This window comes from Cellulomonas sp. C5510, assembly GCF_019797765.1.
Lineage (GTDB): Bacteria > Actinomycetota > Actinomycetes > Actinomycetales > Cellulomonadaceae > Cellulomonas.
On record NZ_CP081862.1, the window covers coordinates 1,927,791 to 1,951,627 of the forward strand.

General features: G+C 76.1%; 23 protein-coding genes. 15 read left to right on the plus strand and 8 right to left on the minus strand.

Going from position 1 to position 23,837, the window contains the following annotated elements:
• Positions 1-306: 306 nt before the first annotated feature.
• Positions 307-1,071 (minus strand): fructosamine kinase family protein, encoded by a 765-nt coding sequence (locus K5O09_RS08965; RefSeq protein ID WP_222172396.1) that lies wholly within the window; start codon positions 1,069-1,071, stop codon positions 307-309.
• A 35-nt stretch (positions 1,072-1,106) separates the two neighbouring features.
• On the opposite strand from K5O09_RS08965, the gene K5O09_RS08970 reads away from it, so the two are divergent.
• Positions 1,107-2,144 carry an aminoglycoside phosphotransferase family protein gene (locus K5O09_RS08970; protein WP_222172397.1) on the plus strand — a complete coding sequence of 346 codons (1,038 nt, stop codon included), beginning with the start codon at positions 1,107-1,109 and terminating at the stop codon, positions 2,142-2,144.
• Positions 2,145-2,165: 21 nt separating this feature from the next.
• On the opposite strand, the gene K5O09_RS08975 is transcribed toward K5O09_RS08970, so the two are convergent.
• A complete protein-coding gene (locus tag K5O09_RS08975; RefSeq protein ID WP_222172398.1) occupies positions 2,166-2,672 on the minus strand; it encodes an Lrp/AsnC family transcriptional regulator in 507 nt (168 codons plus the stop codon).
• 123 nt (positions 2,673-2,795) lie between these two features.
• On the opposite strand from K5O09_RS08975, the gene ald reads away from it, so the two are divergent.
• The 4 genes from ald (at position 2,796) to K5O09_RS08995 (ending at position 8,288) form a co-directional block, all read left to right on the plus strand.
• The gene (gene ald, locus K5O09_RS08980) at positions 2,796-3,908 is read left to right on the plus strand and encodes an alanine dehydrogenase (protein ID WP_222172399.1); all 1,113 of its coding nucleotides are present in this window, start codon (positions 2,796-2,798) and stop codon (positions 3,906-3,908) included.
• 130 nt (positions 3,909-4,038) lie between these two features.
• Positions 4,039-4,581 carry a GNAT family N-acetyltransferase gene (locus K5O09_RS08985; protein ID WP_222172400.1) on the plus strand — a complete coding sequence of 181 codons (543 nt, stop codon included), beginning with the start codon at positions 4,039-4,041 and terminating at the stop codon, positions 4,579-4,581.
• Between the two features lie 93 nt (positions 4,582-4,674).
• The gene (locus K5O09_RS08990; RefSeq protein WP_222172401.1) at positions 4,675-6,750 is read left to right on the plus strand and encodes a M3 family metallopeptidase; all 2,076 of its coding nucleotides are present in this window, start codon (positions 4,675-4,677) and stop codon (positions 6,748-6,750) included.
• A gap of 188 nt (positions 6,751-6,938) precedes the next feature.
• Positions 6,939-8,288, plus strand: a complete 1,350-nt coding sequence (locus tag K5O09_RS08995; protein WP_222172402.1) for a M20/M25/M40 family metallo-hydrolase — start codon at positions 6,939-6,941, stop codon at positions 8,286-8,288.
• A 27-nt stretch (positions 8,289-8,315) separates the two neighbouring features.
• On the opposite strand, the gene K5O09_RS09000 is transcribed toward K5O09_RS08995, so the two are convergent.
• On the minus strand, positions 8,316-8,564 hold the full coding sequence (locus K5O09_RS09000; RefSeq protein WP_222172403.1) for a DUF5703 family protein: 249 nt from the start codon (positions 8,562-8,564) through the stop codon (positions 8,316-8,318).
• Between the two features lie 63 nt (positions 8,565-8,627).
• Between K5O09_RS09000 and K5O09_RS09005 the strand changes: the two genes are divergently transcribed.
• Complete coding sequence (locus tag K5O09_RS09005; RefSeq protein WP_222172404.1) at positions 8,628-8,936, plus strand: primosomal protein; 309 nt, start codon at positions 8,628-8,630, stop codon at positions 8,934-8,936.
• A gap of 24 nt (positions 8,937-8,960) precedes the next feature.
• Here the strand turns inward: K5O09_RS09005 and K5O09_RS09010 are convergent, their stop codons facing one another.
• A complete protein-coding gene (locus K5O09_RS09010; RefSeq protein WP_222172405.1) occupies positions 8,961-9,923 on the minus strand; it encodes an aldo/keto reductase in 963 nt (320 codons plus the stop codon).
• Between the two features lie 82 nt (positions 9,924-10,005).
• Here K5O09_RS09010 and K5O09_RS09015 point away from each other — a divergent pair, with 82 nt between their 5' ends.
• Complete coding sequence (locus tag K5O09_RS09015) at positions 10,006-10,887, plus strand: undecaprenyl-diphosphate phosphatase (RefSeq protein ID WP_222172406.1); 882 nt, start codon at positions 10,006-10,008, stop codon at positions 10,885-10,887.
• A 10-nt stretch (positions 10,888-10,897) separates the two neighbouring features.
• Here the strand turns inward: K5O09_RS09015 and K5O09_RS09020 are convergent, their stop codons facing one another.
• Positions 10,898-11,098, minus strand: coding sequence for a hypothetical protein (locus tag K5O09_RS09020; protein ID WP_222172407.1), 201 nt, complete (start codon positions 11,096-11,098; stop codon positions 10,898-10,900).
• Between the two features lie 56 nt (positions 11,099-11,154).
• Positions 11,155-12,132, minus strand: coding sequence for a CorA family divalent cation transporter (locus tag K5O09_RS09025; protein WP_222172408.1), 978 nt, complete (start codon positions 12,130-12,132; stop codon positions 11,155-11,157).
• Positions 12,133-12,259: 127 nt separating this feature from the next.
• Between K5O09_RS09025 and mshC the strand changes: the two genes are divergently transcribed.
• Positions 12,260-13,513, plus strand: a complete 1,254-nt coding sequence (mshC, locus tag K5O09_RS09030) for a cysteine--1-D-myo-inosityl 2-amino-2-deoxy-alpha-D-glucopyranoside ligase (RefSeq protein WP_222172409.1) — start codon at positions 12,260-12,262, stop codon at positions 13,511-13,513.
• 30 nt (positions 13,514-13,543) lie between these two features.
• On the opposite strand, the gene K5O09_RS09035 is transcribed toward mshC, so the two are convergent.
• Entirely contained in the window at positions 13,544-14,407 is an 864-nt protein-coding gene (locus K5O09_RS09035) for a PAC2 family protein (protein WP_222172410.1), read from the minus strand.
• A 50-nt stretch (positions 14,408-14,457) separates the two neighbouring features.
• Between K5O09_RS09035 and K5O09_RS09040 the strand changes: the two genes are divergently transcribed.
• The 4 genes from K5O09_RS09040 to K5O09_RS09055 are packed head-to-tail and all read left to right on the plus strand — an operon-like array spanning position 14,458 to position 18,717.
• Positions 14,458-16,152, plus strand: a complete 1,695-nt coding sequence (locus K5O09_RS09040) for a bifunctional 3'-5' exonuclease/DNA polymerase (protein ID WP_222172411.1) — start codon at positions 14,458-14,460, stop codon at positions 16,150-16,152.
• A gap of 59 nt (positions 16,153-16,211) precedes the next feature.
• Complete coding sequence (locus K5O09_RS09045; protein ID WP_222172412.1) at positions 16,212-16,838, plus strand: TetR/AcrR family transcriptional regulator; 627 nt, start codon at positions 16,212-16,214, stop codon at positions 16,836-16,838.
• A complete protein-coding gene (locus K5O09_RS09050; RefSeq protein ID WP_222172413.1) occupies positions 16,835-17,809 on the plus strand; it encodes a DMT family transporter in 975 nt (324 codons plus the stop codon). Before K5O09_RS09045 ends, K5O09_RS09050 begins: the two co-directional genes overlap by 4 nt.
• Positions 17,806-18,717, plus strand: coding sequence for a 3-methyladenine DNA glycosylase (locus K5O09_RS09055; RefSeq protein ID WP_370635563.1), 912 nt, complete (start codon positions 17,806-17,808; stop codon positions 18,715-18,717). Before K5O09_RS09050 ends, K5O09_RS09055 begins: the two co-directional genes overlap by 4 nt.
• 18 nt (positions 18,718-18,735) lie before the next feature.
• Here K5O09_RS09055 and K5O09_RS09060 read toward each other — a convergent pair whose 3' ends face one another.
• Entirely contained in the window at positions 18,736-19,929 is a 1,194-nt protein-coding gene (locus K5O09_RS09060) for an ROK family transcriptional regulator (RefSeq protein WP_222172414.1), read from the minus strand.
• A gap of 116 nt (positions 19,930-20,045) precedes the next feature.
• Between K5O09_RS09060 and K5O09_RS09065 the strand changes: the two genes are divergently transcribed.
• The 3 genes from K5O09_RS09065 to K5O09_RS09075 all read left to right on the plus strand — a co-directional run bounded on the left by K5O09_RS09065 (position 20,046) and on the right by K5O09_RS09075 (position 23,783).
• On the plus strand, positions 20,046-21,578 hold the full coding sequence (locus tag K5O09_RS09065; protein ID WP_222172415.1) for a sugar ABC transporter ATP-binding protein: 1,533 nt from the start codon (positions 20,046-20,048) through the stop codon (positions 21,576-21,578).
• Positions 21,575-22,627, plus strand: a complete 1,053-nt coding sequence (locus K5O09_RS09070) for an ABC transporter permease (protein ID WP_222172416.1) — start codon at positions 21,575-21,577, stop codon at positions 22,625-22,627. Before K5O09_RS09065 ends, K5O09_RS09070 begins: the two co-directional genes overlap by 4 nt.
• Before the next feature lie 91 nt (positions 22,628-22,718).
• A complete protein-coding gene (locus K5O09_RS09075; RefSeq protein WP_222172417.1) occupies positions 22,719-23,783 on the plus strand; it encodes a substrate-binding domain-containing protein in 1,065 nt (354 codons plus the stop codon).
• Positions 23,784-23,837: the final 54 nt, after the last annotated feature.

Consider the following 23,837-nt stretch of genomic DNA (forward strand, 5'->3'; position numbering starts at 1 on the left):
CGGGCTCCCGGTCCGCGCGGTGGTGGCAGCATCCCACCGCGGGAGGGACCGGCCCGGACGCGGAGCACGCTTCCCTCACGAGGGTCGGACGGACGCGGGACGGGTGGCTCGTCACCGACGGTCCTCAACGAGGCCGGGACGGTTCAGGTCGCGCGGGAGAAGGACAAGCGGGCGCGACGGACGGTGGCGTACGGATGCTGCCACCTGGCGCCGGCGGCCCCGGAGCGGTGCACCCCCAGGGGTGTCGCCGCCCGGGGCCGCCGTGGTGCCGGGCCCACGGCGCCGGCCGGGGGCGGGCGGCGCGCGTCAGACGTACGGCGCGACGAGCCGCCGGAGCTGCGCGGCGTAGCCGCCGCCGAAGAGCACCGCGTGCATGCCCACCGGGTACACCTGGTGCAGCGCGACCCGGTGCTGCCAGCCGCGGCGCAGCGGGTGCACCTCCTGGTACGCCTCCAGCACCTCGTCGAGGTACGGGCAGCCGAACAGCGCCAGCATCGCGAGGTCGGTCTCCCGGTGGCCGCCGTGGGCCGCCGGGTCGATGAGGGTGGCGCCCGCAGGCGTCCACAGGACGTTGCCCGACCACAGGTCCCCGTGCAGCCGCGCGGGAGGCTCGTCGTCGTCGAGGTCCCCGCGCCGCAGCACCTCCGCCAGCCGCGCGAGCGCGTCGAGGTCCGCGGGCGCGAGCGCGCGCCGCTGCCGGGCGAGACCCGCCAGGGGTTCGATCCGGCAGTCCGCCAGGAACGCCCCCCACCTCTCGTGGTCGCCCGCCGGCATCGGCAGCGGCTGGTCGAGGGGACCGAAGAACCCGTCGCCGTCCCACGTCGGTGGCGGAGCGCCGAACCGGGGCGCGCCCGCGTCGTGCGTGACGGCGAGGCGCGCGCCGAGCTCCCGGGCCGCGCGGCGGCTGGGCGCGACCTCGGGCAGGCGCTCCAGGTCGAGGTGGTCGGCCCCCACACCGCGCACGGTGACGACGGGCGCCCCGCCGCGCACGGCCAGCCAGCGCAGCCCCGCGGCCTCGCACGCGAAGAACCCCGCCGGCGCCCCGGCGCGCTGCTTGCGGTACGTCTCCATGCGACCGGCCCTCGTCCACCTCTAGCGTGTCGCCCGTGTCCCGCGAGTCTGACCCGTCCGGCGCCGTCGCCGCATCCGCTGCGGGTGTGACGCGCCCGGTCGGCGACGGTCCGGCCGTGCTGGCGTTGCCGGCGGCGCTGGGCGGCGGGGCGGGCCGGAGTCCCGGTGGCGCCGAGTGGATCGCCCGGCTGCCGCAGCTGGTGGACCGCGCGGTCCGCCGGTGGGGTCTGACGCTCGGGGACCCGTTCCCGTCCGGCTCGGTCTCGTGGTGCGCGCCGGTGACGGGACCGGACGGGGCCGACCTGGTCCTCAAGGTGGCGTTCCCGCACGACGAGGCGCGTCACGAGGCGGCCGTGCTGCGCGCGTGGCAGGCGACGACCGGCCGGGCGGGCGCGGCGGCCGGTGGTGCGGCGGTCCGACTCGTCGCGCACCACGAGGCCGACTGGGCGCTGCTGCTGGAGCGCGTCCGACCCGGGACGCCGATGCGCACGGTGCGCACGCCCGTGGTCGCACGGCTCGCCGCGGGAGCGGACGTCCTGCGGGTGCTGCACGCGGCACCCGTGCCCGACGGGCTGCCCGCGCTACGCGACGTCGCCGCCAGGTCGGCCGGCCTCTCGGAGCAGCGGGCGGCCGACGCCGCCCGGGGCGGCGTCGGTGTCGACGTCGGCCTGCTGCGGGCCGGGGTGGAGGAGATGCGCCGCCCGGAGCCGCGGCGGGTGGTCCAGCTGCACGGCGACCTCAACCCCGGCAACCTGCTGCGCGGCCCGCACGGCTGGGTGGCGCTCGACCCGAAGGCGCTGCGCGGCGACCCCGCCTACGACGCAGCACCCCTCCTGGAGCAGGTGGGGGACCCGTGGCGTGCGGCGGACCCGCGGGCCGAGCTCGCCGAGCGGACGCGGCTGGTCGCCGACCGTGCCGGGCTCGACGCGGCCGCCGTCGCCGGGTGGGCGCTCGCCCGCGCCACCGACCGCCTGTGGTGGGACTGGGCGCACGGTGTCCCTGTCCGCCGCGTGCGCGGGATGCAGGACCAGGTGCGGGTCCGTGCCGCCGTGCGGGACCGGCTCACCGGGTGAGCACGGGACGGGCCGGCGGTGTCAGGCGCCGACGGCGCCGCGCAGGTGCTCGAACACCAGCGACGTCTCGGTGGACGCGACGTCCGGCCGGTCGCTGAGCCGCTCGACCACGAACCGCCGCAGCTCGTCGGTGTCCCGCACCGCGACGTGGAGGAGGAAGTCGTCGGCGCCGGCGAGGAAGTACACGTCGAGCACCTCCGGACGCGCCGCGACCGACCGGGCGAACGGCTCGAGCGCCGCTCGCGACCCGGCCGCCATCCGCACCGCCACCATGGCGCGCAGCCCGCGCCCCAGCGCCTCGGGGGCCACGTCGGCGTGGAAGCCGCGGATCACCCCGGCCTGCCGCAGGGCCCGCACCCGGGCCAGGCACGTGGAGGGCGCGATCCCGGCCGCCGCGGCGAGCGCGTTGTTCGGCATCCGCCCGTCCTGCTGCAGCAGGCGGATCAGCCGCCGGTCCACGGCGTCGAGGCGAAGATCGTTCGGCCGTGTGACCGACGTCGCACCCGGGGTTGCAGGATGTTCGGCCATGGGGGCAGCGTAACGAACCGACACACGCTGTTACCCAGCCGATACACCACGAAGTTCAGTCTGGTGCCCGCGCAGGTCCTCCCCGGCCCTGCGGCAGCCGCACGAGCCCCCGGAGGCGTCGTCATGAGGGTCGGTATCCCCGCCGAGATCAAGAACCACGAGTACCGCGTCGCCATCACCCCCGCCGGGGTGCACCAGCTCGTCGCCCGCGGGCACGAGGTGCTGGTGCAGGCCGGCGCCGGGACCGGATCGGCGATCGCCGACGCGGACTACGCCGCCGTCGGTGCCCGGATCGTGCCCACGGCGGCCGAGCTGTGGGCGTCGTCGGAGCTGGTCTGCAAGGTCAAGGAGCCGATCGCCCCGGAGTACGGCTACCTGCGCCCGGACCTGGTGCTGTTCACGTACCTGCACCTGGCCGCGGACCGCCCCCAGACCGACGCCCTGCTCGCCTCGGGTGTCACGTCCATCGCCTACGAGACGGTCCAGCTGCCCGACGGGTCGCTGCCGCTGCTGGCCCCCATGAGCGAGGTCGCCGGGCGGCTCGCCCCGCAGGTCGGCGCGTACCACCTCATGCGGAGCGGCGGTGGCTCCGGCCGGCTGCTCGGCGGGGTGCCGGGCGTGGCCCCCGCGAAGGTCGTGGTGATCGGCGGTGGCGTGGCCGGGCAGCACGCCGCGGAGGTCGCGCTCGGCATGCGCGCCGACGTCACGGTGCTGGACCTGTCCGTGCCGCGGCTGCGCGAGCTCGACGTGGCGTTCGGGGGGCGCGTGCGCACGCTCGCGTCCTCGGCCCTCGCGGTCCAGGAGGCCGTCGCCGACGCGGACCTCGTGGTCGGCGCCGTGCTCGTCCCCGGGGCGCGGGCGCCGAAGCTCGTCACGGACGACATGGTCGCCGGCATGCGGCCGGGGTCCGTGCTCGTCGACGTCGCCGTGGACCAGGGCGGGTGCTTCGCCTCGACGCGGCCCACCACGCACGACGACCCGACGTTCCCGGTGCACGACGCGGTGTTCTACTGCGTCGCGAACATGCCCGGCGCGGTGCCCGTGACGTCGACGCGGGCCCTCACCAACGCCACGCTGCCGTACCTGACGGCACTGGCCGACCTCGGGTGGCGCGACGCCCTCGCGGCCGACCCGGCGCTGGCCGGGGGCCTGTCGACGCACGCCGGCGAGCTGTACCACGCGGGCGTCGGCGCGGCCCACGGGCTGCCGGTGCGGAGGCAGGCGCTCGTCGGCTGACACCCGCGGCCCGCGCGACGCCCAGGGGGTCGCGCGGGCCCCGGCGTGGCCGGCGCGCGGGCCGACCGCCCGCCCGGGACGACGCCGAAACCCGGTGCGGGCACCGCGTCGTCGCTGGCAGAGTGGCCGGATGGACCCGTTCGAGCTGACCGACGGCGTGGTGCTGCTGCGCACCCCCGGCCCCGAGGACGTCGACCGCATCACCGAGGTCTGCCAGGACCCCGACGTCCAGGAGTGGACGACCGTCCCGAGCCCGTACCGGCGCGAGGACGCCGAGGGCTTCGTCGGCGGGTACGTGGGCGACGGGTGGGCGAAGGGCACGGCGTGCACCTGGGCGGTGCGCGACGCCGTCGACGGCACGCTGGTCGGCATGGTCGGGCTCGTCATGGAGGGCGCGGGCTCCGCCGAGATCGGGTACTGGCTCGCGCCCGACCGCCGGGGGCAGGGCGTCATGTCCCGCGCCGTCGCCCTCGTGGTCGGGGCGGCGTTCGGCCGGCTCGGCCTCGTGCGCCTGTCGTGGCGGGCGTTCGTCGGCAACGGGCCGTCGCGGCGGGTGGCCGAGCGCGCGGGGTTCCGCGTCGAGGGCGAGCTGCGCGGCGGCGGCGTGCAGCGCGGCGTGCGCCGCGACGAGTGGCTCGGCACCCTGCTGCGGGACGACCCGCGCCCCGCCTGAGCCCGTCCGCCGGCAGCACCCGGCCCGGTCCGACACGCCGGTCCGGGTGCCCCCGACACGCCGCCCGGCAGTCATCCGCACCAAGATGAGGGGATGACCTCCCTGCTCGACGCGGACAACCCGTTCGCCGCCCCGTCCTCCCTGCCCTACGGCCTGCCCGACTTCACCCGCATCCGCGCGGAGCACTACCGCCCCGCACTGCTCGCCGGCATGGCGGAGCAGCGGGCCGAGGTCGAGGCGATCGCGTCCTCGTCGGAGCCTCCGACGGTGGAGAACACCCTCGACGCCCTCGAGAGGTCCGGGCGGCTGCTGCACCGCGCCGCCACGGTGTTCTTCAACCAGTCGTCGTCGGACTCCACGCCCGCGCTGGAGGAGCTGGAGGAGGAGGTCGCCCCGCTGCTCGCCGCGCACAGCGACGCGATCCACCTGGACCGCCGCCTCTTCGCCCGGGTGGAGGCGCTGCACGCCGCGCACGAGTCCGGCGAGCTGGACCTCGAGCCCGACACCGCCTGGCTGCTGCACCGCCAGCACACCGCGTTCGTGCGCGCCGGCGTGCGGCTCGACGACGCCGCGCAGGCGCGCCTGCGGGAGCTGAACGCCGAGATCACCCGCCTGGAGACGGTGTTCGGGCGGCTGCTGCTCGCCGACACGAACGCCTCGGCCGTCCTCGTCACCGACGAGGCGGAGCTGGACGGCCTGCCGGAGGACGCCCGCGCGGCCGCCGCCGAGGCCGCCGCCCGCCGGGGCCACGAGGGCGCCTGGCTGATCGACCTGGTGCTGCCGACGCAGCAGCCCGCGCTCGCCCAGCTCCGCGACCGCGGCCTGCGCGAGCGGCTGCACGCGGCGTCGGTGTCCCGCGGCGGTCGCGGCGGCGAGCACGACACCCGCGCCACCCTGCTGGCGCTCGCGCGGCTGCGCGCCGAGCGGGCGCTGCTCCTGGGCTACCCGCACCACGCCGCGTACGTGGCGGAGGACGCCACGGCGAAGACCCCCGAGGCCGTCGCGGAGATGCTCGCGCGCCTGGCGCCGGCCGCCGTGGCCAACGCCCGCGCCGAGGCGGCCGACCTCACCGAGGCCCTCCGGCGCGACGTGCCCGGCGCGACCCTCGAGGCGTGGGACTGGGCGTACTACGCCGAGCAGGTCCGGCAGGAGCGCCGCTCGCTCGACGAGTCCCGGCTGCGCCCGTACCTGGAGCTCGACCGCGTGCTGCACGAGGGCGTGTTCCGGGCGGCGCACGAGCTCTACGGCCTGTCGTTCACCGAGCGCCCCGACTTGACCGGCTACCACCCGGACGTGCGGGTGTTCGAGGTCACGGACGCCGACGGCTCCGGCCTCGGCCTGTTCCTCGGCGACTACTGGACGCGCGACTCCAAGCGCGGCGGGGCGTGGATGAACAACCTCGTCGACCAGTCGACGCTGCTGGGCGAGGCGCCGGTGGTGGTGAACAACCTCAACATCCCGAAGCCGCCCGCCGGCCAGCCGACGCTGCTCACCTGGGACGAGGTCATCACGCTGTTCCACGAGTTCGGGCACGCGCTGCACGGGCTGTTCTCGGCGGTGCGGTACCCGTCGCAGTCGGGCACGGAGGTGCCGCGCGACTTCGTGGAGTACCCGTCGCAGGTCAACGAGATGTGGGCGTGGGAGCCGTCGGTGCTGCGGGCGTACGCGGTGCACCACGAGACCGGTGAGCCGATGCCGCAGGAGTGGGTCGACACGCTCATCGCGGCGCGGCAGGACGGCGAGGGCTTCGCGACGACGGAGTACCTGGCCGCAGCCCTGCTGGACCAGGCGTGGTACCGCCTGGCGCCGCAGGACGTGCCGACGGACGTCGAGCAGGTCGAGGCGTTCGAGGCGGCGGCGCTGGAGGCCGCGGGCGTGGCGTTCGCGCCGGTTCCGCCGCGGTACCGGACCACGTACTTCAACCACGTGTTCGGCGGCGGGTACTCGGCCGGGTACTACTCGTACATCTGGTCCGAGGTGCTGGACGCCGACACGGTGACGTGGTTCGAGGAGAACGGCGGCCTGCGCCGGGAGAACGGCGACACCTTCCGGGCGCGGCTCCTCTCGCGCGGCGGCTCCGTCGACCCGATGCAGGCGTTCGCCGACCTCCGCGGCCGCACCCCCGACATCACCCCCCTCCTCACCCGCCGCGGCCTCACCCCGTCCTGACCCACCCACCCACCCCCACCCCCCGCCCGCCCCCGCCCGGCCGGACCTTCTCGCGAGCTCGGCAGTTCCGCGACGACGTCGGCAGCTCCAGGTGCCGAACTCGCCTCGGACTGCCGAGCTCGCGGGAAGGGGTGCGCGCTGGGGTGAGGGGTGCGGGTGGGGGTGGGGGCGCCGGTACGGTGGGCGGTATGGCCTCCGCACCCGCCTCCCAGCCGCAGGACCCGCACGACACCTCGGTGGCCGAGGGGGAGGTCGTGCGCCTGTGCCAGGACCTCATCCGGATCGACTCGTCGAACTACGGCGACGGCTCCGGGCCGGGGGAGCGGGCGGCGGCCGAGCACGTCATGGCGCTGCTGCACGAGGTCGGCCTGGAACCCGAGCTGTTCGAGTCGGCGCCCGGCCGGGCGAACGTCGTGGTGCGGCTGGAGGGCGAGGACCGGTCCCGGCCGGCACTGGTGCTGCACGGCCACACCGACGTCGTCCCGGCCGAGGCGAAGGACTGGAAGGTCGACCCGTTCGCCGGCGAGGAGTTCGACGGCATGGTGTGGGGCCGCGGCGCCGTCGACATGAAGGGCATGGACGCGATGATCCTGGCGGTCGTCCGCCAGATGGCCCGCGAGGGCCGCCGCCCCGCGCGGGACGTGGTCGTCGCGATGTTCGCCGACGAGGAGGCCGGCGGCCGGTTCGGCGCCCGCTACGCCGTCGACCACCGCCCCGAGCTGTTCGAGGGCGCGACGGAGGCCGTGTCGGAGGTCGGCGGGTTCTCCGTGGACGTGCAGGGCCGGCGGGCGTACCTGCTGCAGACCGCCGAGAAGGGCATCGCGTGGCTGCGCCTGGTCGCGGACGGCACCGCGGGCCACGGCTCGGCGGTCAACCCCGACAACGCGGTCACGGAGCTCGCGGCCGCCGTCGCCCGCATCGGCGCCTACCAGTGGGACACCCGCCTGACGCCGACGGTGCTCGCACTGCTCGAGGGTGTCGCCGACCTGACCGGTCTGCCGCTCGACGTGGACGACCCGCTGGCGATCGACCGGCTCATCGGGGCGCTCGGTCCGGCCCGTCGGTTCGTCGGCTCGTCGATCCGCACCCTCGCCAACCCGACGCAGCTGCAGGCCGGCTACAAGTCGAACGTCATCCCCGGTCGCGCGACGGCGACGATCGACGTCCGCCCGCTGCCCGGCGACCACGAGGACGTGCTGGCCACGGTGCGCGAGCTCGCGGGCCCGCACGTGCGGGTGGAGCCGGAGCACATCGACATCGGCCTGGAGGTGCCCGCGACGGGCGGACTCGTCGACACCATGACCGACGTGCTGCGCGCCCAGGACCCCGGGGCCGTCGTGCTGCCCTACATGCTGTCCGCGGGCACCGACAACAAGTCGCTGGCCCGGCTCGGCATCACCGGCTACGGCTTCGCGCCGCTGCGGCTGCCGGCGGACCTCGACTTCACGGCGCTGTTCCACGGCGTCGACGAGCGGGTGCCCTCCGACTCGCTGCGGTTCGGCGTCCGGGTGCTGGACGGCCTGCTGCGGGAGGCCTGAGCCCCGCGCGGCGCCCGGCCGCAGGGGTCAGTCCCCGAACGCCCCGAGCGTCGACCGGACCCGGATGATCCGGCGCCGCAGCCACACCTTGCGCTCCCCGCCGGAGTAGAGCAGCGTCCGCGCGAGCTCCCAGCGGCCGTACTCCGCCTCGTCGGTGAGCAGCCGCCGGGCGTCGTTGCGGCTCGTGCTCCGGGGGATCGTGAGGACGCGGTACTCGTACTGCCGTGCCGCCTCGGGGGAGTCGGGCCGCTTCGCGCCCTGGTCCGTGCGTGCCATGCGCACCGCCTTCCGCTGACGTCGTGGGTGCCATTGTGCCTGGTGCGGCGCTACGGTCATCGCATGGCTATCGACCCGCGCGCGGCGCTGGACCGGCTCATCGCTGCCCTGGAGGCGCACTACACGGCCGTGGCGACCCGTCGGGGCGAGGACGACCCCGCCGTGGACGACGCGTACGACGTGCTGGCGGACGCCTTCGAGGTGTACGACGACGCGCTCGGCACCGTGCACGGCGAGGCCACGCCGTTCTACCTCGCGGAGGAGGACGACGAGGACGACGAGGACGACGACGCCACGGACGACGACGACCTCGACGACCTGCCCGAGTACGCGTACGACGACGAGGACGACGCGGTCCGTCCCGGCTCCTGACGCGGCGGGTCCGGCCCGCGGACGTCAACGGCGCTCGGGGTACCCCAGGCCCGGTGCGCTGACCTCGTCGAGCGCCCGCAGGATCTCCGGGGGCAGCTCGACGTCCTCGGCGGCGAGCGAGGCGCGCAGCTGCGCGGGCGTCCGCGCGCCGACCACCGCGGACGCGACCTGCGCGCGCACCCGCAGCCAGGCGAGCGCGACCTCCAGCGGCGCGCGCCCGAGCCCGTCGGCGGCCGTGACGACCGCCTCGACGACCGCGGCGGCCACCGACCCCAGGTAGGGCTCCACGAACCCCGCCAGGTGCGGGGACGCCGCGCGGGAGTCGGCGGGGACGGTGCGCCGGTACTTGCCCGTCAGCACCCCGCGGCCGAGCGGCGACCACGCGAGGACGCCGATGCCGAGGTCGGCGCAGGCGGGCAGCACCTCCCGCTCGATGCCGCGCTGGAGCAGCGAGTACTCGGCCTCCACGGCGGCGAGCCCGGGGTCGTCGCCGAGCAGGGTGGCCGCGCGGGCGACCTGCCAGCCGGCGTGGTTCGACAGCCCGACGTAGCGGGCGCGCCCCGAGTCCACCGCGCGGCGCAGGGCGCTCACGGTCTCCGCGAGGGGCGTGCGGGGGTCGGGCGTCTGCACCAGCCACAGGTCGACGTGGTCCGTCCCGAGGCGGCGGAGCGACGCGTCCAGCGTGTCGAGCAGGGCGCCCCGCGACGCGTCCACGACGCCGCCGTCGGGGGTGCGACGCACGCCCGCCTTGGTGCACAGGACGACGTCCTCGCGCGCGACGACGTCCCCGAGCAGCGACCCCAGCAGCTCCTCCGCGCCGCCGTCGGCGTAGGACGCGGACGTGTCGACGAGCGTGCCGCCGGCCTCCGCGAAGTCGCGGAGCTGCTCGGCCGCGTCGTGCGCGTCGGTGTCCCGGCTCCAGGTCAGCGTCCCGAGGCCGAGGTGGGAGACCCGCAGGCCGGTCCGTCCGAGCTGGCGCTGTTCCATGCGCCCGAGCGTATCCGGGTGCCCAGGGCCAGCCGCTATCGTGGCGCCTCGTGGCTGCGCGCATCGAGAACGGGACCGTCGCATGAACGTGTTCGAGGCGGTGGTCCTCGGCCTCGTGCAGGGCCTCACGGAGTTCCTACCCGTGTCGTCGTCCGCGCACCTGCGCATCGTGGGGGAGCTGATCGGCTCCGGCGACCCGGGTGCGGCGTTCACCGCGATCACGCAGATCGGGACCGAGACGGCCGTGCTGCTGTACTTCCGCCGCGACATCGCCCGGATCTGCACGCACTGGTGGCGGGCGGTGCGCGGCGACCTCGGGTCGGACTGGCGGTCGCGGCTCGGGGCGCCGGCGGACGGCGAGGCGGACCCCGACGCGCGCATGGCCTGGTTCATCGCCCTGGGGTCTGTGCCGATCGTCGTGCTCGGCCTGCTGTTCCAGGACGCGATCGAGAAGCCGTTCCGCAACCTGTGGCTCATCGTCCTGACGCTGGCCGGGTTCGCCCTGGTGCTGGACTGGGCGGACCGGCGCGGGCGCCGGAGCCGGCCGCTCACCGGGCTGACGCCGCGGCACGCCGTGTGGTTCGGGCTCGCGCAGGCGATGGCCCTGGTGCCGGGCGTGTCCCGGTCCGGCGGCACCATCACCGCCGGCCTGCTGCTCGGCTACACGCGCGAGGCCGCCGCCCGATACTCGTTCCTGCTCGCGATCCCCGCGGTGCTCGGGTCCGGTCTCTACCAGCTCGGGTCCAGCGTCGGGGACTTCGGCACGCCCGGGACGCCCGGGCTGGGGGTGACGCTCGTCGCGACGCTGGTGGCGTTCGTGGTCGGGTACGTGGTGATCATCGGGTTCCTGAAGATCGTGTCGACGTACTCCTACCGGCCGTTCGTGGTCTACCGGATCGGCCTCGCGGTGGTCGTGGCGCTGCTGCTCGTCACGGGCGTGCTCGACCCGCTCGCGGGCGCCTGACGCCTGCGGGTCAGCGCCGGTCCGGCCCCGCACCCCGTCGTGGGCGCCCTCGCGCGGCGCGCCAGCCCCGCACCTCGAGCACCAGCGCGACCAGCAGGGCCACCAGCGCGCCGGCCCACAGCGGTGCCGCGACCTCGCGTCCGGGCGGGGTCAGCGCCAGCACCACGAGCGCCGCGGCGACGACGAGCAGCCAGGGGACGGGTCGGGGCACGGTCGGCTCGCTTCCGGCGGGGGCGTGAGGGTGTGCCAGCGTAGCCGCGGCCCGGTTCACAGCCAGCCGGACCGCTTGAACAGCCGGTAGAGCACGAACGCCGCGCCGGCCATGAGCAGCACCGAGAGCGGGTAGCCGGCGAGCCAGTGCAGCTCCGGCATGTGGTCGAAGTTCATGCCGTACACGCCCGCGATCAGCGTCGGGACCGCGATGATCGCGGCCCAGGCGGAGATCTTGCGCATGTCCTCGTTCTGCCGGACCGAGACCTGGGACAGGTGCACATTCAGCATGTCGCCGAGCAGCCGGTCGTGGCTGTCGAGGTGGCGGTCCACCTTCCCGAGCGCGGTGTCGAGCCGGCGCATCCACCGCATGGTGCGCGTCTCGCGCCGGCTGTCCTCCTGCTCGGCGACCAGCTCGGGGAACGCGGCGAGCAGCGGGACGAGGGCGCGACGCGCCTCGGCGATCTCGCGCTTGAGGTCGTACACCACCGCGGCCGGGTCGTCGGAGGCGGGTGTGAAGACGATCTGCTCGACGTCGGCGACGGCCTCCCCGACGCCGACCTCGACGTCCCCGGCGCGGCGCACGAGCGACATCAGCGCGGCCGCGAACACGTGGCTGGGGACGTCCTGCGGGAGCCGCTCCGGATCGCCGAGGTGCTCGAGCACGTCGGCGAGCAGGCCCCCCGGTCCCTCCTCCGCGGTGATGGTCACGTCGTCGACGACGAGGGCCGCCCAGGTGCCGGTCCGCACGTCACGGGTCCGGGCGTCGTAGGCGAGCGTCGGGCTCACGAGGTAGCGGCCGCCGCCGGGCAGCCGCCGCAGCTGCGGGTGGCGCGGGTCGCCCTGGCCGCCGTCGACCGACCGGCGGACCACCGAGTCCGGGATGCCGGCCTGCCGCGCGGCGTCCGCGAGACCGGCCACCGCGTCGACGTGCACCCAGGCGCTGGGTGGCTCGGCGGCCGCCAGCAGCCCCAGCAGCCCCTCCGGCGGTGTCGCCGCCCACCCGTCGTCGCCGTGGACCCACGCATGCTCCATGCGGCGGATTGTCCCGGGGGCCGCCCGTGTCCGCCCGGCGACGCGCCGCCCCGGGGCCACGGTCACCCGGCCGGGCCCGCACGGACGCGGGCGGCAGCACCCCGGACCGCCGACTACGCTCGACGCCGTGCTCACCTGGCCCGCCCCGCAGATCCCGCAGCTCCCCGGCCAGGGAGGGCCCGTGCGCGTGCGCGACACCTCGAGCGGCGAGCTCGTGGTCGCCGCACCGGGCACGGACGCGACGCTGTACGTGTGCGGCATCACGCCGTACGACGCGACGCACCTCGGGCACGCGGCGACGTACGTGGCCTTCGACCTGCTGGTCCGCGCGTGGCTCGACGAGGGCAAGCGTGTCCGCTACGCGTCGAACGTGACGGACGTCGACGACCCGCTGCTGGAGCGTGCCGAGGCCACGGGGGTCGACTGGCGGGAGCTCGCGGCGGACCAGACCGCGCTGTACCTGGAGGACATGACCGCCCTGGGCGTCGTGCCGCCCGACGTGTACACGGGAGCCGTCGAGGCGGTGCCCGACGTGGTGGCCGCGGTCGACGCGCTCGTGGCGGCCGGGGCCGCCTACGTCGTCGGGGTCCCGGACGCCCACGGCGAGGGCACGGGCGACGTGTACGCGGACCTCTCGGTCGACCCGGCGTTCGGGCGGGTCGCGCGGCTGGACCGGGCCGCGATGCTCGCGCTGTTCGGCGAGCGGGGCGGCGACCCCGACCGGCCCGGCAAGCGGGACCCGCTCGACCCGCTGCTGTGGCGGGCGGCGCGCCCGGGCGAGCCGTGCTGGGACGGCGGCGACCTGGGTCGCGGGCGGCCCGGCTGGCACATCGAGTGCGCGGTCATCGCGCGCGACGGCCTGGGCCTGCCGTTCGACGTGCAGGGCGGCGGGTCGGACCTGCGGTTCCCGCACCACGAGATGAGCACGTCCCACGCCCGGCTGATCGACGCCGGCCACGGGGCGCGGACGCACGTGCACACCGGGATGGTGGGCCTGGACGGCGAGAAGATGAGCAAGTCGCTCGGCAACCTCGTGCTGGTGTCGGAGCTGCGCGCCCGGGGCGTGGACGCCATGGCGGTGCGGCTGGCGATCCTCGACCACCACTACGCCGCGGACTGGGAGTGGACCGAGGACGCGCTGGTCTCCGCGCAGGCGCGCCTGGAGCGGTGGCGCGCCGCGGTCTCCGGGAACGGCGGGCCCTCGGCGGACGCCACCCTCGCCGCCGTGCGGGCGGCCGTGGCGGACGACCTGGACGCTCCGCGGGCGCTGCGGGCCGTCGACGCGTGGGCGGACGCCTCGCTCGCGGGTGCCGAGGACGAGCAGGGGGCGCCGGGCGTCGTCGCCCGCGCCGTCAACGCGCTGCTGGGCGTGCGGCTGTAGCCGCCGACGCCGTCCGGACGGGGACCGGCGTCAGCCGCCGATGCCCTTGTCGCGGCGGCGCAGGTAGCGCTCGAACTCCTGGGCGATCGCCTCGCCGCTCGCCTCGGGGAGCTCCGCGGTGTCCTTGGCCTCCTCCAGCTGGCGGACGTACTCCGCGATCTCGGAGTCCTCGTCCGCGAGCTCGTCGACGCCGGCCTGCCACGCGGCGGCGTCCTCGGGCAGGTCGCGGAGCGCCACGGTCTCGCCGGTGAGGGCCTCGATGCGGTGCAGCAGAGCGAGCGTGGCCTTGGGCGACGGCGGGTGCGCGACGTAGTGCGGCACCGCCGCCCACAGCGACACGGTGCGCAGCCCGCGCGCGGCGGCTTCGTGCTGCAGGACGCCGACGATGCCGGTCGGGCCCTCGTACGAGTTCGCGTCGAGGCCGAGCGCCTCCCGGACGTCCGGGTCCTCGCTCGTGGCGGTGACCGGGATGGGCCGGGTGTGCGGCACGTCCGCCAGCAGCGCGCCGAGCGTCACGACGGTGGTCGCGCGCAGGCCCTGCGCGATGTCCAGCAGCTCGCCGCAGTAGCGCCGCCACCGCATCGAGGGCTCGATGCCGTGGACGAGCACGATTCGCCGGCGTGACTGCGGGGCCGTGGCGACGGCGACCGCGGTGCTCGGCCAGGTGATCTCCCGGCGACCGTCGGGGCCCGCGGCGATCACGGGTCGGTTGACCTGGAAGTCGTGGTACTCCTCCGGGTCGAGCTCGTCGACCTGCTCCGCGCCCCACACCTCGTGCAGGTGCTCGAGGGCCTGGCTCGCGGCGGAACCCGCGTCGTTCCAGCCCTCGAAGGCCGCCAGGAGGATCGTCTCCTGCTCGGGGAGCCCCGCGGGGCCGCTCGCCTGCTCGGTCATCGTGCCAGCGTAGGACGTGCACGGCCCGGGTGTCGGACCGTGCAGGGAGAATGGACGGTGTGCCGTTCGTCCTCGTCGCTGCCGATCCCGAGCGGCCCGGCGGTGCCGTGCTGCGCGACGTCGCCGGGACCGCCGAGGCCGTCGCCGGCGTGGCCGGTCCCCCGGAACGGGTGGCGGGGCCGGACCTGCCCGCCGCGGTGGCGGACCGGGAGCGGAGCCGCCCGCGCTGGGTCTGGGACGACACCGAGCACTGGTACCCGGCCCTGCTCGCCGCGGGTGTGCGTGTGGAGCGGGCGCACGACCTGCGGCTCTGCCACGTCGTGCTGCGGCGCAGCACCCGGTGCGCGGGGACGGCGTTCGCCGACGAGCCGGACGGACCGTGGGACCGCGCCTCGCCGGCGGTCGAGCAGCCCGACGCCGCCGAGCCCAGCCTGTTCGACGACCTGACGGCCCCGGAGCCGGCGGACGCGCCGGACGTGCCGGGCGAGCTGAGCCGGCAGCTGCGCGTGCTGGAGGCGTGCGGGGACGACGGCCGGCTCCGGCTGCTGCTCGCTGCCGAGTCGGCCGGTGCGCTGATCGCGGCGGAGATGCGGCACGACGGGCTCCCGTTCCGCGCGGACGTGCACGACGCCCTGCTGACGCGGCTGCTCGGACCCCGGCCGCGCGACGGCGAGCGCCCGGCACGGCTGGCGGCGCTCGCCGGCGAGGTCGCGAGGGCGCTGGACCGGCCCGGGCTCAACCCGGACTCCCAGCCCGAGCTGCTGCGGGCGCTGCGCGCGGCCGGGCTGGACGTCGAGTCGACCCGGACCTCCGAGATCCGTGCGCAGGACCACCCGGTGCGCGAGCCGCTGCTCGAGTACAAGAAGCTCGCCCGGCTGCTGTCCGCGAACGGCTGGGCGTGGATGGACCGCTGGGCGCGCGACGGCCGGTTCCGCCCCGACTACGTGCCCGCCGGCGTGGTGACCGGCCGGTGGGCGAGCAGCGGCGGCGGCGCGCTGCAGCTGCCCGCGGGCATCCGGGCGGCCGTGCGCGCCGACCCGGGGTGGCGACTGGTCGTGGCCGACGCCGCGCAGCTCGAGCCGCGGGTGCTGGCCGCGATGTCGGGCGACGAGGCGATGGCGGCGGCCGGCCGGCACGCGGACCTGTACGCGGGGGTGGTGGAGGCGGGCACCGTCGCGGACCGGCAGCAGGCCAAGTACGCGATGCTCGGGGCGATCTACGGTGCGACGACCGGGGCGAGCGCGGTGCTCATGCCGCAGCTGGCGCGTGCCTATCCGCGCGCCGTCGCGCTGGTCGAGGAGGCCGCGCGGGCGGGGGAGCGCGGCGAGCAGGTGACGACGTGGCTCGGGCGGTCCTCCCCGCGGCCGTCCGCCGCGTGGCTGGCGGCGCGGCAGGCGGCCTCCGCGGAGGGTGCGGCGCCGGAGGACGTGCGTGAGGTCCGCCGGCGCGCGCGTGACTGGGGCCGCTTCACGCGGAACTTCGTCGTGCAGGGCACGGCGGCGGAGTGGGCGCTGTGCTGGATGGCGGAGCTGCGGCGCCGGCTGCGCGAGCTGCCCGGCCGGCCGCACCTGGTGTTCTTCCTGCACGACGAGGTGATGGTGCACGCACCGGTGGACGTGGCGGAGCAGGTCGCCGTGATCGTCCGGGAGGCCGCGGTGGAGGCGGGCCGGCTGCTGTTCGGGCCGACGCCGGTCGAGTTCGCCCTGGACGTTTCGGTGGTGGACACGTACGCGGACGCCGTGTGACGATGCGGAGGTGGGTAGACCGGTCTACCCACCTGTGGCGCGGCGGGCGGAGGCGGGCGATGGCGGGGACCAGGGACGCGGCGGTCGACGCTGCCGGCCCGACAGCGACCGCCCGGCGACGCCCCGCGCGCGACCGGCTGCTGGCGGCAGCAGCGCGCCGGTTCTACGCCGACGGCATCGCCGCCACCGGCATCGACGCGATCACCGCCGACGCGGGCGTCGCCAAGATGAGCCTCTACAACAACTTCGCCTCCAAGGCCGAGCTCGTCGAGGCGTACCTCGTCGCCCGGCACGCGGAGTGGCTCGACCTCTACCGCGCCCGGCTCGCGCAGGCCGGTGACGACCCGCGCGCCGGCGTGCTCGCGGTCTTCGACGCCTACGCCGACCACGCGCACGCGGGCTACGTCCACGGGTTCCGCGGCTGCGGCCTGCTCAACGCTGCGGCCGAGCTGCCCGTCGGCGACCCGGGCCGCGCGGCCGTGCGGGCGCACAAGGAGGAGGTCGAGGGCATCGTCGCCGGGCACCTGACCGCGCTGCTCCCGGACGACCCGGCGCGCGTCGCGGACGTCGCGGAGCACCTCGCGTTCCTGCTCGAGGGGTCGATGGCCCGCGCGGGCCTCGAGGGCGACGACTACCGGCTGGGCCGGGCGCGCGCCCTGGCGGCGGACCTGCTGGCGGGTCTGTGACGGGGGCGGTCGCCGCGCGCACGGGGCTCGGGTCCCTCGCCGTGCTGGCGGCCTCCGTGCTGTGGGGGACGACCGGGACGGCCGCGACGTTCGCGCCGCAGGTCGGCCCGCTGGCGATCGGCGCCGCGGCGATGGGCGTCGGCGGGCTGCTGCAGGCCGCGCTGGCGGGGCGGCTGCTGCGCGGGCACGCCGGCGCCCTGCTGGCGCGACGCGGCCTGGTGCTGCTGGGCGGGCTGGCGGTGGCCGTGTACCCGCTGGCGTTCTACTCCTCGATGCGGCTGGCCGGCGTCGCGGTCGGCACCGTGGTGTCGCTCGGGTCGGCGCCGCTGGCGTCGGCCCTCGTGGAGCGTGTGGTCGACGGGCGGCGGCTCACGCGGCGCTGGTTGCTGGCCGCGGCGGTGGGCCTCACGGGCGTCGTGCTGCTCTGCGCCGCCGAGGCCGTGGCGGCCGGTGAGGCGTCGGCCGGGGCTCCGGGCGCAGGGGCGTCGGCCGCCGGCGTGGGGCTCGGCCTGGTCGCCGGCGCGACGTACGCCCTCTACTCCTGGGTCGCGCACCGGCTGATGCGCGCCGGGGTGCCGTCGCGGGCGTCGATGGGTGCCGTGTTCGGCGTGGGCGGCGTCCTGCTGCTGCCGGTGCTGCTGCTGACCGGCGCGCCGCTGGTGGCGTCGTGGCCGAACGCGGCCGTCGGGGTCTACATGGCGCTGGTGCCGATGTTCACGGGGTACGTGCTGTTCGGGTGGGGGCTCGCGCACGTGCCTGCCAGCACGGCCACCACGCTGAGCCTGCTCGAGCCCGCCGTCGCGGCAGTGCTCGCGGTCGTCGTGGTCGGCGAGCGGCTGCCCGCCGCGGGGTGGGCCGGCGTCGCCCTGGTCGTGGCCTGCCTCGCGGTGCTGACGGTGCCGGGCCGGCCGGTCGCCGCGGGCGCCGCGCGGCGCCTGAGGCAGCGGGGCCTCCTACCCTGGACGACGTGACCGCCACCGCCCTGCCCGACCCCGCGCCGCCGACCGCGCCGCAGGTCCTGGACGCCGTCGCGTGGCGTGCCGCCGCGGACGGCCACGCGGCACGCGCCGACGCGCTCACGGCGGCCCACCGCGACCGCCGGGCGCGCGGGGAGCGGCACGCGGTCGAGGACTTCCTGTTCGAGTACTACCCGGCGAAGCCCGCGCAGCTCCGTCGCTGGCACCCCGGGGGCGGCGTCGCGCTGGCCCCCGGCGCCGACGGCCCCGCGCCGCACGCGGGCTGGCGCTGGTACCGGACCGGCGGCGACGGCGTCGTCGCGCTGGACCTCGACGCGTTCCTGGCCGACCGCGGCGACACGGTCCGGTACGTGCACGCGCTGCTCTCCGCGACGGCGGCCCGCCCCGCCGCGACGGGCTGCTTCGGGCTGCACGAGTGGGCGATGGTCTACCGCCAGGACGGCGCGGACCGGCGGCACGCGCTCCCGCTGCGCCTCGGGCCGGCCGGGACGGACGCGGTCGTCGAGTCGCACCGCATCCGGTGCACCCACCTCGACGCGTTCCGGTTCTTCACGCCGGAGGCGCGCCCCCGCAACGCCACGCAGCCGACCCGGGAGTCCCAGGTGCGCGACGAGCAGCCCGGGTGCCTGCACGCGAACATGGACCTGTACAAGTGGGCCCTGAAGCTCGGGCCGCTGGTGCCGGGCGCCCTGCTGCTCGACGCGTTCGAGCTGGCCGCGGAGATCCGCCGCACGGACATGCAGGCCTCGCCGTACGACGTGACGGCGTACGGGCTGGAGCCGGTGGCGATCGAGACGCCCGACGGCAAGGCGGAGTACGTGCGGCGGCAGCGCGGCTTCGCCGAGCGGGCGGCGGGGCTCCGGACGGCGCTGGCCGCCGTCGCGGGGGCGGCCGTCGGCTGATCCGGCCGGCCGCGCGCGTCAGGCGATGCGCGACTCGACCAGCGCGTCGACCGCCTCGGGCGCGAGCACGTGGTCGACCGCCATCGCGGACGCGCCGAGGATGCCGACCTGCGACCGCGCCTGCGACGTGACGATGCGCAGGTGCTGCGTCGCGAGCGGCAGGGAGCGCTGGTAGACGACCTCGCGGATGCCGGCGATGAGGTGCTCGCCGGCCTCGGCGACGACGCCGCCGATGACGACCAGCGACGGGTTGAGCAGGCTGACGCACGCCGCGAGCACCGAGCCGATCTCCCGCCCGGCCTGCCGCACGGCGCGGCCCGCGGCGAGGTCGCCGGCCCGGACCAGGGCGACGACGTCGGCGCCGTCGCGCGCGGGCAGCCCGGCGGCGGCGAGCTGCTCGGCGAGCGCCCGCCCGCTGGCGACCGCCTCGAGGCAGCCGAGGTTCCCGCACCGGCACGGCACGTCCGCCGCGTCGGGCACCGCGATGTGGCCGATGTCGCCCGCCGCGCCCTGGGCGCCCCGACGCAGCCGGCCGTCTGAGATGATCCCCGAGCCGATGCCTGTGGCGACCTTGACGAAGAGCATGTCGTCGACGTCCGGCCACGCGGAGCGGTGCTCGCCGAGGGCCATGAGGTTCACGTCGTTGTCGACCAGCACCTGCGCCCCGAGCTGCGCCGCGAGGATGCCGGGCACGTCGACGTCGTCCCACGCGGGCATGATCGGCGGGTTGATGGGCCGGCCCGTGGAGTGCTCGACGGGTCCCGGCAGGCCGACGCCGACGGAGACGAGGTCCTCGGGCCGGCGCCCGGCCTGGGCCAGCAGCGCCCGCCCGTGCTCGACCACCCAGCCGAGCACGACGTCCGGCCCGTCGGCGATGGGCAGCGGTGCCTCCGCCTCGGCCAGCACGGTCGAGGCCAGGTCGGTGACGGCCATGCGGGCGTGGGTGGCGCCGAGGTCGACGGCGAGCACCACCCGGGCGCCGGGCCGGAACGCGAAGGTGGTCGGGGGGCGGCCGCCGGTGGAGGACGCCTCGCCGGCCGGCGCGATCAGCCCGGCGGCGAGGAGCTGGTCGACCCGGGCGGTGACGGTGGAGCGTGCCTGGCCGGTGGCGGCGGCGAGGTCGGCGCGGGTGCGCGGCGCGCCGTCGCGCAGCAGCTGGAACAAGTCGCCGGCGCCCGTGTGCCGCTGGGGGAGCCTCACCACGTCCTGCATGGCGCTTAGTGAACCACGAACCGGCGCCGCTTCTGCGCGTCACGGTTGGGTAACTCTGACGGACGACATCGAACTTATGATTGACGGACGACAGAAGTACGCCTACGTTCGCTCCCATGGTCAACGAGGACCCTCCGCGGGAGGACCCGCAGCCGCTGCTGCGGATGCGCGGCATCGTCAAGCAGTTCCCCGGGGCGCGGGCGCTGGACGGCGTCGACCTCGACGTGCTGCCGGGGGAGGTGCACTGCCTGCTCGGGCAGAACGGTGCCGGGAAGTCGACGCTCATCAAGGTGCTGGCCGGCGCCCACCAGCCCACCGAGGGCGAGGTCCTCGTCGACGGCCAGGTCGTCACGATCCCGCACCCGGTGGCCGCCCTGCGGCTCGGCATCGCGACGATGTACCAGGAGCTCGACGTGGTCGGCGGCCTCACCGTCGCCGAGAACGTGTTCCTCGGCCACGAGCTCGCCACCGCCGGAGTCTCCCGGCGGGGCGACGCACGCCGCCGCACCCGCGAGCTGCTCGCCCGCCTCGGCCACCCGGAGATCTCGCCCGGGCAGGAGGTCGGCTCGCTGCCCGCCGCCGCCCAGCAGGTCGTCTCCATGGCGCGCGCCCTGTCGCACGACGCCCGCGTCATCGTGATGGACGAGCCGTCCGCGGTGCTCGACGCCGACGAGGTGCAGAACCTGTTCCGGGTGGTGCGCGAGCTCACGGCGTCCGGCGTGGCCATCGTCTACATCTCGCACCGCATGGAGGAGATCCGCGCGGTCGGCGACCGCATCACGGTGCTCAAGGACGGCCGGACGGTCGCCCGCGACCTGCCGGCTCGCGAGACGCCCACCCGGGACCTCATCCGGCTCATGACCGGCCGGGCGGTCGAGTACGCGTTCCCGCCCGCGCCCGGGGTCGCGCCCGACGCACCCGTCGTGCTCGACGTGCAGGGGCTCGCGCTGCGGGGCGCGTTCGAGGACGTGACCTTCCAGGTCCGCGCCGGGGAGATCCTCGGGCTCGCGGGCCTGGTGGGGTCGGGCCGGTCGGAGATCCTGGAGACCGTCTACGGCGCACGCCGGGCGACGGCCGGGAGCGTCCAGGTCGCCGGCCGGCGACTGCGCCCCGGGACGGTCCCGGCCGCGGTGGCCGCCGGTGTCGGCCTGGCCCCCGAGGAGCGCAAGGCCCAGGGCCTGCTGCTGGACGAGCCCGTCTACCGGAACATCACGCTCTCGACGTTCGGCCGCTTCGCGCGCGGCGGGCTGCTCGACGAGCGCGCCGAGCGGGCCGCGGCCCGGGAGCAGGCCGAGGCGCTCGACCTGCGCCCCGCGGGCGTCGACCGCGCCATGCGCACCCTGTCCGGCGGCAACCAGCAGAAGGCGATGCTCGCGCGCTGGCTGGTCCACGGCTGCCGCGTGCTGCTGCTCGACGAGCCGACCCGCGGGGTGGACGTCGGCGCGCGCGCCGAGATCTACGCCCTCGTGCGCCGGCTCGCCGACGAGGGCGCGGCCGTCGTGGTCGTCTCCAGCGAGATCCCGGAGGTGCTCGGCCTGGCGGACCGGGTGCTCGTCGTCTCCGAGGGACGGGTCGTCCACGAGGGCCCCGCCGCCGCCATCGACGAGCACGCCGTGCTCGACCTCGTCATGGAAGGGAGTGCCGCGTGAGCGAGCACCAGGTCTCGACGCCGACGGCGGACGAGCCGGCCCGGACCGAGCGGGCGGCCCCTCCGCCTGTGCGCACCCGGCGCGGCCCGGCCTCCGGCGGCGCCGCCCGCACGCTCGGCCTCGTCATCGCGCTCGCCGCGATCGGCGTGGTCGGCTACGTCACCGCCGGCAGCAGGTTCGCCAGCGTCGACAACCTCCTCGTCATCCTGTCGACCGCCTCGATCATCGGGGTGATCAGCATCGGCATGACGTTCGTCATCACGGCCGGCGGCATCGACCTGTCCGTCGGGTCGGTGCTCGGGCTGGCGTCGGTGTGGGCGACCACGCTCGCGACCCAGACCATGGCCGAGCAGTACGGCTGGATCGTGATGGTCGGCTGCGCGCTGCTCGTCGGCGTGGCGGCCGGCCTCGTGAACGGCGTGCTCGTCGCCTACGGGCGGGTGGTCGCGTTCATCGCGACGCTCGCCATGCTCGTCGCCGCCCGGGGGCTCGCCGAGCTCATCGCGCAGCGGCGCACCCAGCTCGTGACCGTGTCGTCGTTCTCGTCCACGTTCAAGGGCGACCTGCTCGGCGTGCCGAAGATCGTCTGGATCTTCGCCGCCGTCGCGGTCGCGGGCTGGTTCCTGCTGAACCGCACCACCTTCGGCCGCCGCACGGTCGCCGTCGGCGGCAACCCGGAGGCCGCCCGGCTCGCCGGCATCGCGGTCCGGCGGCACACCATGCTGCTGTACGCGCTGTCCGGCCTCGCCGCCGGGATCGCCGGGGTCATGATGCTGGCCCGCACCGGTGCGGGGTCCTCCACCAACGGCCAGCTCTACGAGCTGGACGCGATCGCCGCGGTGGTCGTCGGCGGCACGCTGCTCGCCGGCGGCCGCGGCACCATCGTCGGCACCGTCCTGGGCGTCCTGATCTTCGCGACGCTCACGAACATCTTCGTCCAGAACAACCTGGACTCCTCGGTCCAGGCCGTCGCCAAGGGCGCGATCATCATCGCCGCCGTCCTGCTGCAGCAGCGCTTCACGACGCGCTCGGCACCCCGCACGACCTAGCCGCCGGCGGTCCGGCGCACCGCGTCGCGCCCGCTCGGAGGCCCACCGCACGACACCCACCCGCCCGCTGGACATCGTCGAAGGAGATCCCATGTCCGCTCGCCCGACCCTGCGCCGCCGCCGCACGCTGGCGTCCGTCGCGGTCCTGTCCGTGGCCTTCCTGGCCGCCTGCACCTCCAACACCCCGGCCGAGGAGGACGACGGCGACGCCGACCGCGGCACCACCTCCCAGCAGGCCGTGTCCGACAACGACGAGGCCGGCGAGGAGGTCGTCATCGGCTTCTCCGCCCCGGCGGCCGACCACGGCTGGATGGGCGCGATCACGACGGCCGCCCAGGAGGAGGCCGAGACGTACTCCGACGTCGAGCTCCGCGTCGCCGAGGGCACCAACGACGTCAACCTGCAGATCAGCCAGATCGAGCAGTTCATCAACGACGGCGTCGACGCGATCGTGCTGCTGCCGTTCGACGGTGCGGCGCTCACCGACGTGGCGACGAAGGCGATGGAGGCCGGCATCCCGGTCATCAACGTCGACCGCGAGTTCTCCAGCCCGTTCGCCTCCCGGGCCACCGTGCTGGGCGACAACTGCGGCATGGGCGTGTCCGCCGGCACGTACATCTGCGAGCAGCTCGGCGACGACCCGGACGCGGTGGTGGCCGAGATCGCCGGCATCGACTCGCTGCCCCTGACGCAGGACCGCAGCCAGGGCTTCGCCGACGCGCTCGACGGCTGCGGCCTGGAGGTCAGCAACCGCGTCGCCGCGGACTTCACCGTCCAGGGCGGGGAGCAGGCGGCGGCGAACCTGCTGCAGGCGGCGCCCGAGATCGACGCCATCTGGAACCACGACGACGACCAGGGGGTCGGCGTCCTGGCCGCCATCGAGAACGCCGGCCGCGACGAGTTCTTCATGGTCGGGGGCGCGGGCTCCGCGAACGTCATGCGGGAGATCCAGTCCGGCGACTCCGTCCTGCAGGCCACCGTCGTCTACCCGTCCACCCAGGCGGCGGACGGCATCCGGCTGGCCCGGCTGGTGGCGCACGAGAAGTCGCTGAGCGACCTCGCGTCCTCCGGGGTGCCGCGCACGGTGCAGCTCTACGCACCCGTGGTGACCGCGGACAACGTCGACCAGTACATCGACTCGGCGTTCGAGTCCTGACCGGCGGGCGGCGGGGCCGGGCGCGCGCCGGCCGGCCCCGCCGCCCCCAGCAGA